14 protein-coding genes are annotated in these 15,517 nt (G+C 65.4%); 5 read left to right on the top strand and 9 right to left on the bottom strand.

Going from position 1 to position 15,517, the window contains the following annotated elements:
- Positions 1-96 precede the first annotated feature (96 nt).
- The 8 genes from AC1DYS_RS29420 to AC1DYS_RS29385 form a co-directional block, all read right to left on the bottom strand.
- A complete protein-coding gene (locus AC1DYS_RS29420; RefSeq protein WP_477905159.1) occupies positions 97-1,401 on the bottom strand; it encodes an MSMEG_0569 family flavin-dependent oxidoreductase in 1,305 nt (434 codons plus the stop codon).
- A gap of 8 nt (positions 1,402-1,409) precedes the next feature.
- Positions 1,410-1,697 carry an MSMEG_0570 family nitrogen starvation response protein gene (locus AC1DYS_RS29415; RefSeq protein WP_477905157.1) on the bottom strand — a complete coding sequence of 96 codons (288 nt, stop codon included), beginning with the start codon at positions 1,695-1,697 and terminating at the stop codon, positions 1,410-1,412.
- 61 nt (positions 1,698-1,758) lie between these two features.
- Entirely contained in the window at positions 1,759-2,943 is a 1,185-nt protein-coding gene (locus tag AC1DYS_RS29410) for an MSMEG_0565 family glycosyltransferase (protein WP_477905155.1), read from the bottom strand.
- Complete coding sequence (locus AC1DYS_RS29405; protein ID WP_477905153.1) at positions 2,936-3,916, bottom strand: sll0787 family AIR synthase-like protein; 981 nt, start codon at positions 3,914-3,916, stop codon at positions 2,936-2,938. The genes AC1DYS_RS29410 and AC1DYS_RS29405 overlap by 8 nt, the downstream gene beginning before the upstream one ends.
- The gene (locus AC1DYS_RS29400) at positions 3,913-4,485 is read right to left on the bottom strand and encodes an MSMEG_0567/Sll0786 family nitrogen starvation N-acetyltransferase (RefSeq protein WP_477905151.1); all 573 of its coding nucleotides are present in this window, start codon (positions 4,483-4,485) and stop codon (positions 3,913-3,915) included. Before AC1DYS_RS29400 ends, AC1DYS_RS29405 begins: the two co-directional genes overlap by 4 nt.
- Position 4,486: 1 nt before the next feature.
- Positions 4,487-5,557 (bottom strand): MSMEG_0568 family radical SAM protein, encoded by a 1,071-nt coding sequence (locus tag AC1DYS_RS29395; protein WP_477905202.1) that lies wholly within the window; start codon positions 5,555-5,557, stop codon positions 4,487-4,489.
- Entirely contained in the window at positions 5,520-6,581 is a 1,062-nt protein-coding gene (locus AC1DYS_RS29390) for a Nit6803 family nitrilase (RefSeq protein ID WP_477905150.1), read from the bottom strand. The genes AC1DYS_RS29395 and AC1DYS_RS29390 overlap by 38 nt, the downstream gene beginning before the upstream one ends.
- A gap of 5 nt (positions 6,582-6,586) precedes the next feature.
- Positions 6,587-7,069, bottom strand: coding sequence for an MSMEG_0572/Sll0783 family nitrogen starvation response protein (locus tag AC1DYS_RS29385; RefSeq protein ID WP_047490567.1), 483 nt, complete (start codon positions 7,067-7,069; stop codon positions 6,587-6,589).
- A 322-nt stretch (positions 7,070-7,391) separates the two neighbouring features.
- Here AC1DYS_RS29385 and AC1DYS_RS29380 point away from each other — a divergent pair, with 322 nt between their 5' ends.
- From AC1DYS_RS29380 to AC1DYS_RS29360, 5 genes are all read left to right on the top strand, one after another.
- Positions 7,392-8,783, top strand: coding sequence for an aminotransferase-like domain-containing protein (locus AC1DYS_RS29380; protein WP_477905148.1), 1,392 nt, complete (start codon positions 7,392-7,394; stop codon positions 8,781-8,783).
- Positions 8,784-9,034: 251 nt separating this feature from the next.
- Positions 9,035-9,976, top strand: a complete 942-nt coding sequence (locus tag AC1DYS_RS29375) for a 2OG-Fe(II) oxygenase (protein WP_477905146.1) — start codon at positions 9,035-9,037, stop codon at positions 9,974-9,976.
- Positions 9,977-10,091: 115 nt separating this feature from the next.
- A complete protein-coding gene (locus tag AC1DYS_RS29370) occupies positions 10,092-11,453 on the top strand; it encodes a UDP-glucose dehydrogenase family protein (protein ID WP_477905144.1) in 1,362 nt (453 codons plus the stop codon).
- Between the two features lie 83 nt (positions 11,454-11,536).
- Positions 11,537-12,535 (top strand): glycosyltransferase, encoded by a 999-nt coding sequence (locus tag AC1DYS_RS29365; protein WP_477905142.1) that lies wholly within the window; start codon positions 11,537-11,539, stop codon positions 12,533-12,535.
- Between the two features lie 180 nt (positions 12,536-12,715).
- Positions 12,716-13,573 carry a hypothetical protein gene (locus AC1DYS_RS29360; protein ID WP_477905140.1) on the top strand — a complete coding sequence of 286 codons (858 nt, stop codon included), beginning with the start codon at positions 12,716-12,718 and terminating at the stop codon, positions 13,571-13,573.
- Positions 13,574-13,585: 12 nt separating this feature from the next.
- Here the strand turns inward: AC1DYS_RS29360 and AC1DYS_RS29355 are convergent, their stop codons facing one another.
- The gene (locus AC1DYS_RS29355) at positions 13,586-15,082 is read right to left on the bottom strand and encodes a lipopolysaccharide biosynthesis protein (RefSeq protein WP_477905138.1); all 1,497 of its coding nucleotides are present in this window, start codon (positions 15,080-15,082) and stop codon (positions 13,586-13,588) included.
- Between the last annotated feature and the right edge of the window lie 435 nt (positions 15,083-15,517).

Below are 15,517 nucleotides of genomic sequence, written 5' to 3'. Positions count from 1 at the left end.
GTGCGCTCGTGAGCCCAAATGCAGATGGCGAGCCAGGAAACACCATAGCGATTTTTGAAGCACGCGCATGTCACCACTGCGGAGAGAAGCTCTGATTCATGCTGTCACGTCAGCCCTCTGTCTCTCCGACTCCTGGGTTGCTGGCTCTTTGGCCGTGCAGTGCGCCTCAATGCGCTCGGCCAGGTACAGCGCATCACGCGCCACGCCCGAGAAGCGGCCGGAGCCCCAGGTGTGCAGCCACGGCAGGCCGAGGAAGTACAGGCCTGGCTGCTGCGTCACGCCGCGCACATGCTGCGGGTGGCTACGGCCGTTGAAGACCGGGGCGTCGAGCCAGCTGAAGTCGGGAGCGAAGCCGATGCACCAGATCACCGAGCTGATCCCGGCGGCCGCCAAGTCGAGCTCGCTGCGTTCTTCAGCCGGTGACCATGGCGGCTCGTACGGCTCGCCTGCGGGCGCGTCGATGCCGTTCGCGGCGATGTACTTGTCGATACCGGCGTTGATGCCGTTGTAGATCTTGTCGGCATGATCCAGCGCGGCACCGAGCCGCGGTTCGAACTCGAGCTTGCCGTCTTCGACGCCGCACATCGGTCCGTAGAGTTCCATGCCTTCGAGGGCGAACTTGCGCAGGTCGATGTCGCGCCCGCCGTCGCGGCCGGTCACGTAGTGGTTGGTGTTGTCGCGCACACCCTGGCGCAGCGGGTGCTCGTTGACGCCCATGTCGTAGTAGCCCATGTCGGCCAGCCAGTCGACCACGTCGCGGCCACGGTAGAAGCGGGCGCAGCGCGGGGCGTCGCCGATGGCGAGAACGACCTTGCGGCCTTCGAGGTGCAGGTCTTCGGCGATCTGCGCGCCCGACTGGCCCGAGCCGACGACCAGCACCGTGCCTTCGGGCAACGAGGCCGCGTTGCGGTATTGCTCGGAGTGGATCTGCAGCACCCTCTTCGGCAGCCGCTCGGCCATGCGCGGAACGATGGGCACGTGGTAGCCGCCCGATGCCACGGTGACCTGGTCGGCGGTGCAGTCGCCGGCACTGGTCTTCACGAGGTAACCGCCTTCGTCGCGCGGCGTGACGCCGAGCACCGACACGCCTTCGCGCAACGGTGCATCCACCGCGTTCTTGAAGTGCTCCAGATAGGTGAGGATCTCGTCCTTCTTCATGAAGCCGTGTGGGTCGTCGCCACGGTAGTCGTGACCGGGCAGCTTGCATTGCCAGTTGGGCGTGACGAGGCAGAAGTTGTCCCAGCGCTGCGTGCGCCAACTGTGCATGGCGGCGCGCTTCTCGAACACCACGTGGTCGATGCTGCGCTGCTTCAGGTAATACGACAGCGACAAGCCGGCCTGGCCGCCGCCGACGATCACGACGCTGTGGTGGGGAAGGGGGCTGGTGCTGATGGCGCTCATTTGGTAAGTCACTCCTGAAAGGCCAGCACCTCGATGCAGGCGTGGGGTTGATCGGCAAAGCGCTGGGCCACCTGCTCGACGTTGGCGAGGTTGTCCATCGCGCGCGAGCAGGCGAAGCCGAACTTCGCCTCGACGCGATCGGACGCGATCTGCGTGGCCTCGCGCAGGCGTTGCATGAAGTCGGGCAGCGGGTAGCTGGTGTGCGGTGCGAAGAAGTCCTTGATCACCAGCGAGGGTGAGTAGCAGGTCTGCACGCTGGCATCGGGCCAGCGCAGTTGGTAGTGCATGGCGGGCATGGGCTCGTCTCTATGGATGTCGAAAAGCAAAACCGCTCGGCCTGAGGTATCGAAGGCGCGTTCAGGCCGTGCAAGGCTTCGATACCTCAGCCCGAACGGGCGGCGGCATGCGGGTGACTTGAATTGCCTGGTACAGCGCGTCGTGCCGCTCGGCGCTCGCAGCCCAGCTGAAGCGACGGCAGACCGCCGGCGTCTCGTGATGGCGGCCACGCGCCACGGCCTGTTGCAACGCGTCGGCGATGGAAGCCGGCGACAACGGATCAGCCCACAGCACATCGGCCTCCGCGAAGTGCTCGGTGAACGGCGCCATGCGCGACACCACGGCCGGCGTGCCGCTGGTCAACGCTTCGAGCGCCGCGAGGCCGAAGCCTTCGAGCAGAGATGGCATGGCCAGCACGTCGGCACGGCGGTAGAGGGCGGGCATGTCGCTGTCTTCCAGCGGGCCGGTAATCACGACGTCTTCATGTGCGCCGATGCGGAGGCCTGCCTCAGCGGCGTCGGCGAGGAATGCGCGTGCCTCGCTGCCATGATCCAGCAGACTGGCGCCGCCGGCGACCACCAATTGAGCGCGCGGCAAGCGTTCGCGCAGCAACACGAAGGCCTGCAACAGGCGGCGCGTGTTCTTGCGCGCCTCGATGCCGCCGACCATCAGCACCACCGGCCGCGCGCCGCCGATGCCGAGACGTTCAACGACCCGTGAGTCGTCGGGCATGGGCCGCGATGAAAAACGCTCGAGGTCGACCCCATTCGGAACCTGAGCCGCGACGATGCCCGTCTCGGCCCGCAGTCGTTCGCACCACAGTGCGCTCACACACAGCACCTGAGCAGCTTCGTGGATCGAGCGCTGCTCCCAGGCCTGCACGCGCGTATCGGCGAACCTGTCGACGTGGTGCACCGTGCGCAAGTAGCTGCAACCGAGATCGGCCAGGGCGTTGCCGCCGATGCCGTCGTGCGTGTGGAAGACGTCGAAGCGCTCGCGCTGCAGCAAGACGCGGAGGTGGCCGCGCATGGCTTCGATGCGCTGGCGCACCGTCTCTGCGAGATCGGACCCAGAGGGCGGCAGCTCGGCCAGCTCGACGCGGCACGGCGTTTCGCGGAAGAAGCGCTGGCCGCGGGCAGCCGGTGCGATGACGGTGACGGCATGGCCGCGAGCCAGCAGCGCGCGGCCGAGTTCGAGCACATGCACCACGCCGCCGCGCGGGTTGATCGAGTGCGTCAGCAGCGCGATCTTCAGCCGCTCAGGCATGCGCTTCTCCGGCGGTGATGAAGGGCTGCTCGGCGAGGTTCCACAGGAGCGCATCGCTGCCGTGGTGGCACAGGCTGACCTGTGGTTCGGGCAGCACCTGGCCGATGGCGGCACCCGCCAGGCCGCGTGCTTGGAAGCGCGCGAGCACGGCATCAACGTTCTCTGGCCGCACACTCAGCACGAAGCCGTAGCTCGGGAACGCGACCAGCCAACGCAGCAAGGCCGCCGGGTCGTCGATGCTGATGCCATCGGGTCGGGGGATCGCGTCGACGTCGATGCGTGCGCCGACCTTCGAGCATTCGAGCAGCATCAACGCGGTGCCGATGGTGCCGGCCATGCTGATGTCTTTCGCGGCCTTGCACAGACCGCCTTCGGCCAGCGTTGGCAGCAGTTCCAGGTCGGCGCGCAGCCGCTCGGCCGGGGCGGATGTGGACGCGTTCCAGTATGGGTAGGGCTGCTGCCAGTCGCCACGCAGGTCGACGGCCATCACCAGCACATCGCCGGGCTGCGCGTCGAAGCTCGTGAGCAGCTTGTTGGCGCGGCCGACGATCGCCACTGCGAGTTGCCCGCGTTCGCTCTTGTGGTTGCTGTGGCCGCCCACGATGGGCACGCCATAGCGCCGTGAGGCTTCCGCCAAGCCATCGAGCACCGGGTGACCTGCCTCGGCACCGTGGCTCCACAGCGCGTCCACAACCGCGAGAGGGCGGCCGCCCATTGCATAGATGTCGCTCACGTTGACCATCACGCCGCAGTAGCCGGCGAACCAGGGCATCTGCTCGACGAAGTCTTCGACGAAGCCTTCGATGGCGAAGAGCAGGTGGCCGTCGCCATCTGGGATCGCTGCGCAGTCGTCGCCGACTGCGATGTCGCTCGGCAGCGAAGGCGACAGGCGCGCCATCACCAACGAGATGTCGCGCTTGTGCGCGAAGCCGCGGCTGGCGCGCAGGGCCTCGCACAGCGCCTGGGCCTTCATGCACGCGCTCCCGTCGAGCGGGTGACGAAGCCGTTGTCGGGCGTGGTGCAGGGCGGGTACTGGGCCAGGTCGGCCTGCATCAGGTGATGTGGGCGGCCATGCAGCATCTCGGCTTGCAAGGCCGTCCAGTGCAGCCGCTCGAACATCGGGACGTTCTGGCTTTGGACATGCGCGAGAAAGGTCTGGCAGCCGCGCGCATGGGCGCTGCTCACCGCGAGGCGGATCAGCGTCGCGCCGATTCGGCCGTGGTGGCGGAAGGCGGCATGCACGGCGAGGCGCGAGCCCCGCCACAGGCCGGGCGATTCTTCGTGGATGCGCACCGTGCCGACCACCTCGTCGGGCGCGCCACCGACACACGACACGGCGACGATCGACTGCGCGTGCGCGTCGATCGAATCGCGGTCGTCGCCAAGAAAGACGCCTTGCTCGACGCAGAACACGGCGCGCCTCAGTGAATGTGCCTGTTCGCGTTCCCAGTCGCTGGCGGCCCACTTCACGCGGAACTCGCAAGGCATGAAGTCCGATGGCTCGTCGAGCCGATCGGGATGCAGGGCGTCGAGGCAGCCCATGTCAGTTCTCGTATTGAGACAGCGAAGAGCAGGCGCCACATTTGCCGCATCCCGCCTTGATGTCCTTCGCGCGAATGCCACCCTTCGACACCATCGCTCCCAGCGGCTCGAGGATGGATTTCATCCAGCCGGCATCCGGCGCGGGATGGTCTTCGAGCGGCGTGCCGCTGATCGGCACGAAGGGCACGACGAAGGGGTAGACGCCAAGCGCGACGAGCGTCTCGCACATCGACAGAATGTCCTCGCGCGTGTCGCCCAGGCCCGCCAGGATGTAGGTGCTGACCTGACCGCGGCCGAACACCTTCACCGAGGCTTCGAACGCCGACAGGTAGCGTTCCACCGTTACCGTGGCCTTGCCCGGCATGATGCGTTCGCGCACGGGCTGCGTCACCGCTTCGAGGTGCATGCCGAGGGTGTCGATGCCGGCAGCCTTCATGCGATCGAACCAGCGGTCATCGTCGGGTGGTTCGCACTGGCCTTGCAGCGGCAGGTTCACCGCCGCCTTGATTGCGAACGCGCTCTCGGCGAGAACCGCCGCGCCGCGGTCGTCGCCGGGGGGTGTGCCGGTGGTCATCACCATGTGCTTGACACCGTCGAGCAGCACCGCCATGCGGGCCACTTCGGCCAGCTGCTGCGGTGTCTTGTGCGCGATGGTGCGGCCTGCTGCGAGCGACTGGCCGATCGCACAGAACTTGCACGCCTTGCGCCGGCTTTCGTAGCGGATGCAGGTCTGCAGGATGGTCGTGGCCAGCACGTCGGCACCGTGCAGCGTGGCGATGTGACCGTAGGGCACGCCGTCCATCGTCTGCATCGAGTAGAAGCGTGGCTGCTTCGGGAACTCGATGTGTGCGATCGGAATGGCGCCGCGCTTCAGCGCGCTGTGGCCGGTCGCATCGGGTGCCTCTGCGATGAAGGGTGAGTCCCACGCGCTCGAGGTGTGCACCGGCACCATGATCGTGTGGCCGTCGATGGTGACGGCCTTGTGGTCCGATGGCCCGGCACCGCCGCGTCGGCTGGCGGCGCCTGCGTGCGGGTCAACCAGCCGCAACCCGAAGGACTGCAGCTCGGTCATCAGCTGACGCGCGCTGTTCGACGGAGGCGTGTTCGAAAGGGTTGGCGTGCTCATGTGGAGTGCTCCAGGTTGAAACGGCGGGATCGGTGGCGGGCATCGCAAACGTCGTCTGCGCCGGCCGGTCGTTGATGGCCAGGCTCAGCAGTTCGGGGCGCGCGTAGTGGCCCACCGAGTCCATCATTCGCTTGCGCTTGGTGATGAGCGCCATGTCGAGGTCGGCGATGACCATGCCTTCGCCTTCGGTCAGCGGCTCGGCCAGGTACTTGCCTTCAGGCGAGACGATCGCCGTGTGGCAGCCGCCGCGCAGCGCGCCCTGCAGGCCGGCATCGGGTGTCACCGACTGGATCTGCGCGTCGGTGAGCCAGCCGGTGGCGTTGATGACGAAGCAACCCGATTCGAGCGCGTGGTGGCGGATCGTCACCGCCATCTGTTCGCCGAAGATGGGGCCGACCAGCGAGCCGGGAAATTGCGCGCAGTGGATCTCTTCGTGCTGCGCCATCAGGGCATAACGTGCGAGCGGGTTGTAGTGCTCCCAGCAGGCCAGTGCACCGACGCGGCCGACGGCGGTATCTGCCACCTTCAGGCCGGCCGCATCGCCCTGGCCCCAGATCATGCGTTCGTGGTACGTCGGCGTGATCTTGCGGCGCTTGAGCTTCAAGCTGCCGTCGGCATCGAACAGCAGCTGGGTGTTGTAGAGGCTGCCGTGGTCGCGCTCGTTCACGCCGAGCACCACCACCACGCTGCGTGCGCGTGCGCGCTCGGCCACTGCCTGCGTCACGGGGCCGGGCACGACCACCGCGCGCTCGTAGAGCTTGAGGTGGTCTGGGCCCTGTTTGCAGGGCGGCAGCACGAACGAGAAGTAGGGGTAGTAGGGCACGAAGGTCTCTGGGAAGACCACGATCTGCGCGCCCTTGTTTGCGGCTTCGTCGATGGCCGAGCACACACGGTCCAGCGTGCCTTCCGGCTTGTCGAAATCGGGTGCGATCTGCACCGCAGCCGCACGCACGATGGAAGGTGTGCCCATGGCCATCACAGCGTCCAGGTGTCGAGGATCAGCGCACCGGCCTTGCGGTGCAGCAGCACGAGGTCGAGCACGTCGAGCGGGTTGATCGGCTTGATGCCTTCGATCAACGAACCTTCGCCATGCCCATACAGAGCCTGCAGTGCGAAGCGGCAGGCGTAGACCTTTCCGCCTTCGGCCATGAACTTCATGATCTGGTTGTTGAAGTTCTGGTGCCCCGGAAAGGCTTCGTCACCGAGTGTGGGAAAGCCACGCTGAACGCCCAGCGTGACGCCCGGGCCGTACAAGAGGATCGAGGTCTCGAAGCCCTTGCGCTTGAGCCGCGTGGCCTGCAGCAGGTTGACGAAACCGATGGAGCCTTCGAAGGCCACGGTGTGGAAAGTGACGAGCGCCTTCTCGCCCGGCTCGGCCTTCACGTCCTCGAAGACCTTCTCTTCGTAGTCGACGAGCGCGTCGCCTTTCTTGTGGGGGGCAGCGGTGACTTTGGGCATGGTGAATCTCCTGGAGGTTGGGTGGCTGTGCGCCTCTTCTTTTGCATGGGAGATGCCACCAGCGGGCCAGGCGATGCAATCAATGCGCGATCAACGGCAGGTGGCGTGGCCTGCGGGTTCGATGGGTCGAAGGTAGGCGTTTCGCCAAGGCGGCGAGTCATCGCGAGGGCGCACGCATTCAGGGCTCGGGTGATGCAATCAATGCACCCGATCAACGGCTTGAACTGCACCCTGGCCGTGCATCGGCTGCCGGATCACGCGATCAGAGCCGGCATGGTTGATGCGATCAACTCGGGCTTCGCATGCAATCAACAACACCCTGATGGTCACCCTCACCGCACGTTGGCGTCGCCGCATCGAAGCCAGCGATCGCCCGGCCTATCTGCTGATCCCCGAGCTGATCGCCGAAGACTTGCGCGACCAGCGCCTGGCCGCGCGTGATCGCCTGCCGACGCTTCGCGAATTGGCTGACGCCCTCGGCATGAACTACACGACCGTGGCGCGTGGCTATGCCGAGGCACGCAAGCGCGGGCTGATCGATTCGCGCACCGGCTCGGGCAGTTTCGTGCGCGGGCGTGGTCTCGCGCTGCCGCTGCGCAACGGCACCGGCGCCGAGATGACGATGAACATGCCGCCCGAGCCGGCCGATGCGGCACTGGTCGCGCGGATGCGCGAGAGCGCGGCCGAGGTGATGGCCAGCACCGATCTCTACGGCATGCTGCGTTACCAGGACTTCGGTGGCACGCCCGAAGACCGCGAGACCGGCGTGCACTGGCTGCGCCGCCGCCTCTCTGGCATCGACGCGTCGCGCGTACTGGTGTGCCCCGGCATCCACAGCGTGCTGGCTGGGCTGATCTCGCAACTGGCGCGGCCGGGTGAACTGATCTGCGTGGATGCGCTTGCCTACCCGGGGCTCAAGGCCATCGCCACGCAGTTCGGCGTGCAGCTTCACCCGATGGCGCTCGACGATGACGGGCCCGACGTGGCTGCGTTCGAGCACGCTTGCAAGACGCTCAGCCCCAAGGCCGTGTACTGCAACCCGACGCTGCTGAACCCGACCACAGCGACCATGTCGCTCGGCCGGCGCGAGGCGCTTGCCGACGTGGCGCTGCGCTACAGCGTGCCCATCATCGAAGACGATGCCTACGCGATGCTGCCGCGCCGCAAGATCCCGCCGGTGGCGACCTTCGCGCCGGAGCTCACCTACTACATCACCGGCTTCTCGAAGTGCCTGGGCGCGGGCCTGCGCAATGCCTATGTGTGCGCGCCAAGCGAGAAGGCCGCGCAACGCCTGGCCGGCGCGCTGCGTGCGACCACGGTGATGGCCTCACCGTTCACCAACGCGCTGGTCACCCGCTGGGTGCGTGACGGCACGGCGGATGCCGTGCTCGAAGCCATCCGTGAGGAGTCGCACGGCCGCTACGAGATGGCGATGAAGCACCTGGGGCGCTACGGCGTGGCGGCGCAACCGGAGGGCTTCCACTTCTGGCTGCCGCTCGACGCGGCATGGAGCCCGGTGGAGTTTGCGTCGTACCTGCGCATGCAGGGTGTCGGCGTGGTGGCGAGTGCGGCCTTCAGCACCGATGGCAACCCGCCCGATGCGGTGCGCGTGTGCCTGGGCGGGCCGATGGGCCACGACGATTGCGACCGCGCGCTGCAGCTGATCGCCGAGACGATCGAGCATCCGCTGCATCCCCATTCGACGCTGGCGTGAAGGGTGCTCTGCACACCTCCGGTTCGTCGCTTGCTTTATGTCACATCTCGAGCAGAAGACTGCGCGCAGATGGACTGAGCTTCACGGCCACTCATTTGGTGTGTAGCCGCAGAGTGAGCGACGTGGCACCATGAATACACGTCGCTTGACCATCCCCCGAACCCGGTAAAAGCTGCTCCCGACGGTTGCAATATTTACCGAAACCTCCACGAACAGAGGGGCATGTCGACAGAGACAATCGACTGACACCCATGCTCTCATCCACGCAAAGTATTTCCAAAATCAGCTCTGATTCCGTCGTTGACTCGGCAGGCGTGCAAACGGCCACCACGGTTGATCTTCAATCGGTCCGGGCCACTTCAAGCGACGACTATGTCGTCATTCGTGGACGGCGGCTCGACATTGCTCGGCATGTCGACCCCCGGCTTTTCGATCCCTCGTACATCGCCGAGCTGCGTCAGCAGCTGCAAGAGGCGAAGCCGTTCCCCCACCTCGCCGTCAGTGGCTGGTTCAACCCGGTGCTGCTCGAGCTGGTGCGCGAAGAGTTCGACTTCGTCGACAAGAGCAAGTGGAAGGTTCACCACAACGACATGGAGCTGACTCGTCGCTCGGCCAAGCACGATGACCTTGGCCCGGCTTCGCAGATCTATTTCGGGATCGTCAATTCCGGTTGGTTCGTCGACATGATCTCGGAGATCACCGGCGAAAAAGACCTTCTGCCCGACCCCACACTCCTGAACGGTGGCCTGCACGAAACGCCCCCCGGTGGGAAGTTCAGCATCCACCGCGACTTCGACCGCCATGCGCGCTACGGCCTGAACAACAAGATGGTGTTCATCACGTACCTCAATCGCAACTGGGACCCGGCCTGGGGTTCTGCATTGGAACTCTGGGACAGCACCACCCGCACGAGCGTTCGTTCGGTTCAGCCGGAGTTGGGCAACTCGGTGCTGCTGGTGCATGGCCCCAAGAGTTTCCACGGGCACCCTGAACCGATGACTGCGCCGCCCGGCCAGACCAGGCGCTCGGTGGCGGTCTATTACTACGACAACCCCGCCGCAGAAGAGATGCGCGCCCAGCGCGTTTCATCGGTGTTCCTGTTCGCGCGCCGCTCGCCCTCCTTGCGTCGGGCCGTGCGCCAGCTTTTGCCGCCGATCCTCGTCGACGCGCTCAAGAAGCTGATTCGGCGCTGAGCGCTGCGCGGCGAAGGCGGTTGAGGCCCTCAAGGGCCCTCAAGCGCATCAGGGTTTGCCCGGGCTCGGGATATGCTACTTGGCATCTGTACATGGATTGGTGGGAGGAAATTAAATGAAAGTCACGGTCATCGGCACCGGGTATGTGGGACTGGTCAGCGGCGCCTGCTTGGCTGAGATGGGCAACGACGTCATGTGTGTCGATGTGGATCAGCGCAAGATCGACATGCTCAAGGACGGCAAGATCCCGATCCATGAGCCCGGGCTGCAAGACATGGTGCTGCGCAATGTCGTGGCGGGGCGCCTTCACTTCACGACTGACATCGCTGCCTCTGTGCAGCACGGCACCATGCAGTTCATCGGCGTCGGCACACCGCCCGATGAAGACGGCTCGGCCGATCTGCAATACGTGCTGGCGGCAGCGCGCAGCATCGGTCGGCACATGACGGATTACAAGGTCATTGTCGACAAGAGCACGGTGCCGGTGGGCACCGGTGACAAGGTGCACGAGGCGATTCGTGCCGAGCTTGCGGATCGGGGCGTCGACGTCGGTTATGCCGTGGTCTCGAACCCGGAGTTCCTGAAGGAAGGCGCTGCCGTCGAAGACTTCATGCGGCCTGACCGGGTCATCGTCGGTGCCGACGACGAACGCGCCGTGCTGTTGATGCGTGCGCTCTACTCCCCCTTCATCCGCAACCGCGACCGCATGCTCGTGATGGATCGGCGCAGCGCCGAGTTCACCAAGTACGCGGCTAATGCCATGCTGGCCACGCGCATCAGCTTCATGAACGAGTTGGCCTTGCTGGCAGAGAAGATCGGTGCAGACATCGAACTGGTGCGGCAAGGCATCGGCAGCGACCCACGCATCGGCACGCAGTTCCTGTACGCTGGCGCGGGTTATGGCGGCTCGTGCTTCCCGAAGGATGTGAAGGCGCTGGTCCGGGCCGCCGAAGGCAGCGGCATCCACCTGAAGGTGTTGAACGCCGTCGAGGCGGCCAACGAGCGGCAGAAGATGGTGCTGGTCGACAAGGTGGTCTCGCGTTTCGGCGAAGACCTCACCGGCCGGCAGTTCGCGATCTGGGGCCTGGCTTTCAAGCCCAACACCGACGACATGCGGGAGGCGCCGAGCCGCGTGATCATTGGTGAGTTGACGCGCCGTGGCGCCACCATCAGGGCCTACGACCCGGTCGCGATGCCGGAGGCAAAGCGCGTTCTGGACGGGGTGAAGGGTGTCGAGTTTGTCGACGCACAGGCGAGTGCCCTCAAGGACTGCGACGCCTTGCTGATCGTCACCGAATGGCGGCAGTTCAAGAGTCCCGATTTCGACCAGATTCGCGACACGCTGAAGCAGCCGGTCGTGTTCGACGGGCGCAATCTTTACGATCCCGAGTTCATGTCGGCCCTGGGCCTCGAGTACCACGCCATTGGCCGCAACTCGCAGCCGAGCGCGGCGCCAACGCAAGGCCCGCTGAGTTGACACAGACGACGCCTCAAGGGGCGCCTGCCGGTGACACCGCAGGGAACGAACCGGCTCGTTCCGATCCACCAAGCTCAGGGCCCATGCAGCAGGTGACCGTGGTCACGGTCACCTATGGCGACCGCTGGTCCTACCTCTCTCAACTGCTTGCGTTTGCGGCTGCCCAGCCGGCGGTGCGGCGCGTGGTCGTGGTCGACAACAATTCTGCTCAACCGGTCGAGCGGCTGGTCGAGCAGGCCGGCCATGCGCACTTCGTGACGGTGCTGACGGAGCCGCGGAACTCCGGGTCGGCCGCGGCGTTTGGCAGGGCACTGCGCCACGTCGTCGAGCAGGGCGACCCTGGCTTCGTCTACCTTCTGGATGACGACAACCTGCCGGAGCCGGATGCGATTCGCAAGCTGTTGGAAAGAACCGCCAGCATGGCCCCCGGCGATGTGCTGCTGTCGCTGCGCAAGAATCGCCAGTACCTGATGGACGCGGTGAATCATCGCCAGAACCTCAGGTACCGGATCAACGCCTTCTGCGGCAACGAAATCTGGAGTTCGATCGGCCGCAGGATCGGCCTGTCGCGACCGGGACCCAAGACGCCGTTGCCAGCGGGCGTGGACATCGAGTCGGACTTCGCGCCGTACGGAGGGATGCTGTTCTCGGCCGACCTGCCACGGCGCGTCGGCTACCCGAACGCAGACTACTTTGTCTATGCCGACGACTATGAATATGTTTGCCGCATTCGCGCTGCGGGCGGAATCGTCCGGCTCTGCCCTGACAGTGTCATCGCTGATCTCGAGGAGGTGTGGTTCGACGCGGACCGGAACGGAGAAGGCGTGCCTGCCTGGTTCTCACCGTCCAGTACCGACTTCCGTGTCTTCTATTCGGTGCGCAACCGCGTCGCGTTGGAGCGTGCATGGTTGGTCACCCGGCCCGTTCCGTATTTCGCGGGCGGCTTCGTGTTCGTACTCCTGCAAGCCATTAAAGCGCTGCGCTGCGGGGTTGAACCGAAGTTCATGTGGCACCGCTTGAAGCTGCTCTGGCGCGCGACCAAGTCCGGTTGGCAAGGTCACCTTGGCGAGGCTCGCCTTTAGCTGTGCCCGGGGACGATTAAGGTGAACTTGTGCCGTTCGACCTCACGTTCGGGCCCAATCCGCGGCGGCCTGTGCATGTGTGCCATGTACGATCAGGCGCACATGTCAGCACCGGGCTCAGAGCCATCCCTCACCTCCGTCGCAGCTGCCGGGCAGCCGCTGGAAATGGTGAGGCGCTGAATGCGCGCGCTGCGTCGATTCACTCGCTCCAGTCTGCATCTGCTGAAGATGTCGGCACGCGCGGCCTGGGCTGATTGGCTGAATCTGGTGAGTCGGCGGGCGGTGGTCGACGATCAAGCGACCGTCGTTGTCAGCCTGACCACCCACAGCGTGCGGATCAGCCGCGTGCATCGCACCATCGAATCCATCGGCAGAGGCCGAGTCCGGCCGCAGCGGCTGATCCTGTGGTTGGGCCTCGGTGAGCGAGAGCGACCTTTGCCGCCGCCGCTGCAGCGGCTGCGGGCGCGTGGCCTGGAGGTGCGTTACGCCGAAGATTGCGGCCCGCACACCAAGTACTTCCCGTATGTCTGCTCCGAACCGAAGCACCTCGTGGCGATGGTGACTGCCGATGACGACACTTGGTATCCACGCTTCTGGCTCGATCGGCTTTGCCATGCGCACACCGCCCAGCCCGAGCTGGTGCATTGCTATCGCGCGCGCCGCATCCAGCTGAAAGACAGCGGGCTTGCGCCTTACGCCACTTGGCCTTTCGTCGTCAGCAACCAACCCGGCCCCACGGTCTTTGCCACCGGTGTGTGCGGCGTCATCTACCCACCCGCCTTGCTGGACACCTTGCGCGACGCCGGCACGGCATTTCAGTCGTGTTGCCCGAAGGCCGACGACCTGTGGCTGCATGTCACCGCGCTTCGCAGTGGCTTCGTTGCCCGCCAACTCGACGCCAAGGCGGCCGAGTTCGACACGATGCCGTCGACGCAGTCCATCGCGTTGTGGCATCAGAACCTGATCCTGTCGGGCAACGACCCCCAGGCCGCGGCCACCTACACCCAGGCTGACGTGGCGCGCTTGCGCGTGGCCTAGCCGCTCACTGAATCATCGCGGCCGGCGCAGCAACGCGCGCAAGTCAGACAGGCTGCGGCGGAACACGAGCGTCAGCACGGCCACGTACACGATCGCACCGAGCGGGCACGCCACGATGAGTGTCTGCAGCGAGCTCACATCCTCACGCGTGCAGACCCACACGACCACGCGCACGGCAGCGGCCATGATCAGCGCAGACCCAACGGGTGCCGCGAGAGCCTTGGCCAGATCGACCAGCGACGAGTCGAGTTGGCGCAAGGTGACGACCATCACCGGGATGAAATTGAACACGTTCGCAGCCAGGTAGAGCGAAGCCAGCACCAGCACGTCGTATTGCGCTCCGACGAAGAACGCCGACAGCTGCGTGATGGCGGTCACAACGCCGACCCGCATCATCAGGTCGGTCCGGCCGCGTGCCATGAAGATCGCTCCCGTGCTGCTCATGATGGACTGCAGGAATCCCGTCGGTGCCAGCCACATCAAGATGGCCGCAACCTGGTCCCACCCTGACCCGAAGGCGGTGGTGACGAAGGCCTCACGCACGCTGAACAGGCCTGCCATCAGCGGTGCGGTGATGGTCGCAATGAGCGCGATCGTGCGCAGGTACAGCGACGCCATGTCGGCGATGCGCGTCTGCTGCTGGCTCATGATCGGATACAGCGCGCGTGACGCGACGCTCGTCAGGCTCTGGATCGGAAAGAGCATCAGGCGATACGCCACCGAATAAAAGCCGAGAACCGTGGCGCCGAGGAAGCGCCCGATGATCATGCCGTCAGCATTGCGAGAGAAGTAGTTGATGAACTGGAAGAGGCTGAGGTTGCCGCTGAATCCCACCAGGCCCTTGAGTTCAGAAAGGCTGCCGTTTCTTCCGGGGCGCCAGAGGGACTTCTTCCAGAGAAACAGGGTGGAGACCACGGCATTGACGATGGCTTGCACCACCAGGCTGAACACGCCCCATCCCGCCGCCGCTGCGGCGATGGCGCAGGCCACACCAAGCGTCAGGGCCGCGAGTTCGATCTGCGCAATCGACTTGAACTGCGAGCGCCGCTCCAGCAGGGCTTGATGGGTTGTTGCCGAGGCCGTGATCGGAAAGATCACCGCGAGTGCCCAGAGTACCGGTGGCAATTCGGCCGAGCCGAACAGGTGGGAAATGGGAATGGCACCCACCCACAAGACGAGGGCGACCGCGGCGCCCATCGAGAGATTCAGCCAGAAGACGCTGTCGAGCAGCTTGTCGCTGAGGTTTCGACTCTGCACCACGGCCGCGCCGGTGCCGAGATCACGCATCAGCAGAGCGAAGTTGGTCACGACCGTTGCCATCGCCATCACGCCGTACTGCTGCGCGTTGAGCAACCGCGCGAGCGTGGCCATGCTGATGAGTTGCAGCGCGATCTTGCCGACCTGGGCGATGGCCACCCACTGCGCATTGCCCATCGCCGACGGCGGTGGGTCGGCAGGCAGGGGCGAAGGGGCAGGAGAAGGATCTGGCTTGGGCGTCTTGTCAGTCACTGCCCGGCCCCGCTCGTGCCTTGTGTGGCGTCACGCGACGCCTTTGATTGCAGAGGGAAGGGCCGAGCGCCGAATGGAGTCAGGTGCATGCAGTCACGCGGTGGAATGGGGGTGCCGAATCGAGGCGGAATAGCGCGTCTTTGGCAGTCAGTGAGTTCGCTGGATTTCATCTGCGAACTTCGCGTCGGAGCGTAGCACGGCGACACCGTGCCGAGCGCCGCGGAGCACGCTTTGACACTGCTTCATCGATGCGGCAACGCCGTGATCGCGCCGATGCACATCGGCACCGATCTTGCTGCTCTTTGGATGGTCTCTTGCCGCCCGACTGGGTCGGCGCAGTTTCCATTCAGTCGATCACGCGAGCATGGGGGGGTGGCGTCATTTCACGGGCCTACTTCTCGTACAGTCGACAACCCATGAATGAGCAACGACTGA

This window comes from Rhizobacter sp. P2_G4 (assembly GCF_056403575.1).
This window is presented reverse-complemented; position numbering and strand designations above follow the sequence as displayed.

Bases quoted from the DNA above. Each gene is read 5' to 3' on its own strand.
- AC1DYS_RS29420 (WP_477905159.1), bottom strand. From the start codon at position 1,401: ATGAGCGCCATCAGCACCAGCCCCCTTCCCCACCACAGCGTCGTGATC.
- AC1DYS_RS29415 (WP_477905157.1), bottom strand. From the start codon at position 1,697: ATGCCCGCCATGCACTACCAACTGCGCTGGCCCGATGCCAGCGTGCAG.
- AC1DYS_RS29410 (WP_477905155.1), bottom strand. From the start codon at position 2,943: ATGCCTGAGCGGCTGAAGATCGCGCTGCTGACGCACTCGATCAACCCG.
- AC1DYS_RS29405 (WP_477905153.1), bottom strand. From the start codon at position 3,916: ATGAAGGCCCAGGCGCTGTGCGAGGCCCTGCGCGCCAGCCGCGGCTTC.
- AC1DYS_RS29400 (WP_477905151.1), bottom strand. From the start codon at position 4,485: ATGGGCTGCCTCGACGCCCTGCATCCCGATCGGCTCGACGAGCCATCG.
- AC1DYS_RS29395 (WP_477905202.1), bottom strand. From the start codon at position 5,557: ATGACCGAGCTGCAGTCCTTCGGGTTGCGGCTGGTTGACCCGCACGCA.
- AC1DYS_RS29390 (WP_477905150.1), bottom strand. From the start codon at position 6,581: ATGGGCACACCTTCCATCGTGCGTGCGGCTGCGGTGCAGATCGCACCC.
- AC1DYS_RS29385 (WP_047490567.1), bottom strand. From the start codon at position 7,069: ATGCCCAAAGTCACCGCTGCCCCCCACAAGAAAGGCGACGCGCTCGTC.
- AC1DYS_RS29380 (WP_477905148.1), top strand. From the start codon at position 7,392: ATGGTCACCCTCACCGCACGTTGGCGTCGCCGCATCGAAGCCAGCGAT.
- AC1DYS_RS29375 (WP_477905146.1), top strand. From the start codon at position 9,035: ATGCTCTCATCCACGCAAAGTATTTCCAAAATCAGCTCTGATTCCGTC.
- AC1DYS_RS29370 (WP_477905144.1), top strand. From the start codon at position 10,092: ATGAAAGTCACGGTCATCGGCACCGGGTATGTGGGACTGGTCAGCGGC.
- AC1DYS_RS29365 (WP_477905142.1), top strand. From the start codon at position 11,537: ATGCAGCAGGTGACCGTGGTCACGGTCACCTATGGCGACCGCTGGTCC.
- AC1DYS_RS29360 (WP_477905140.1), top strand. From the start codon at position 12,716: ATGCGCGCGCTGCGTCGATTCACTCGCTCCAGTCTGCATCTGCTGAAG.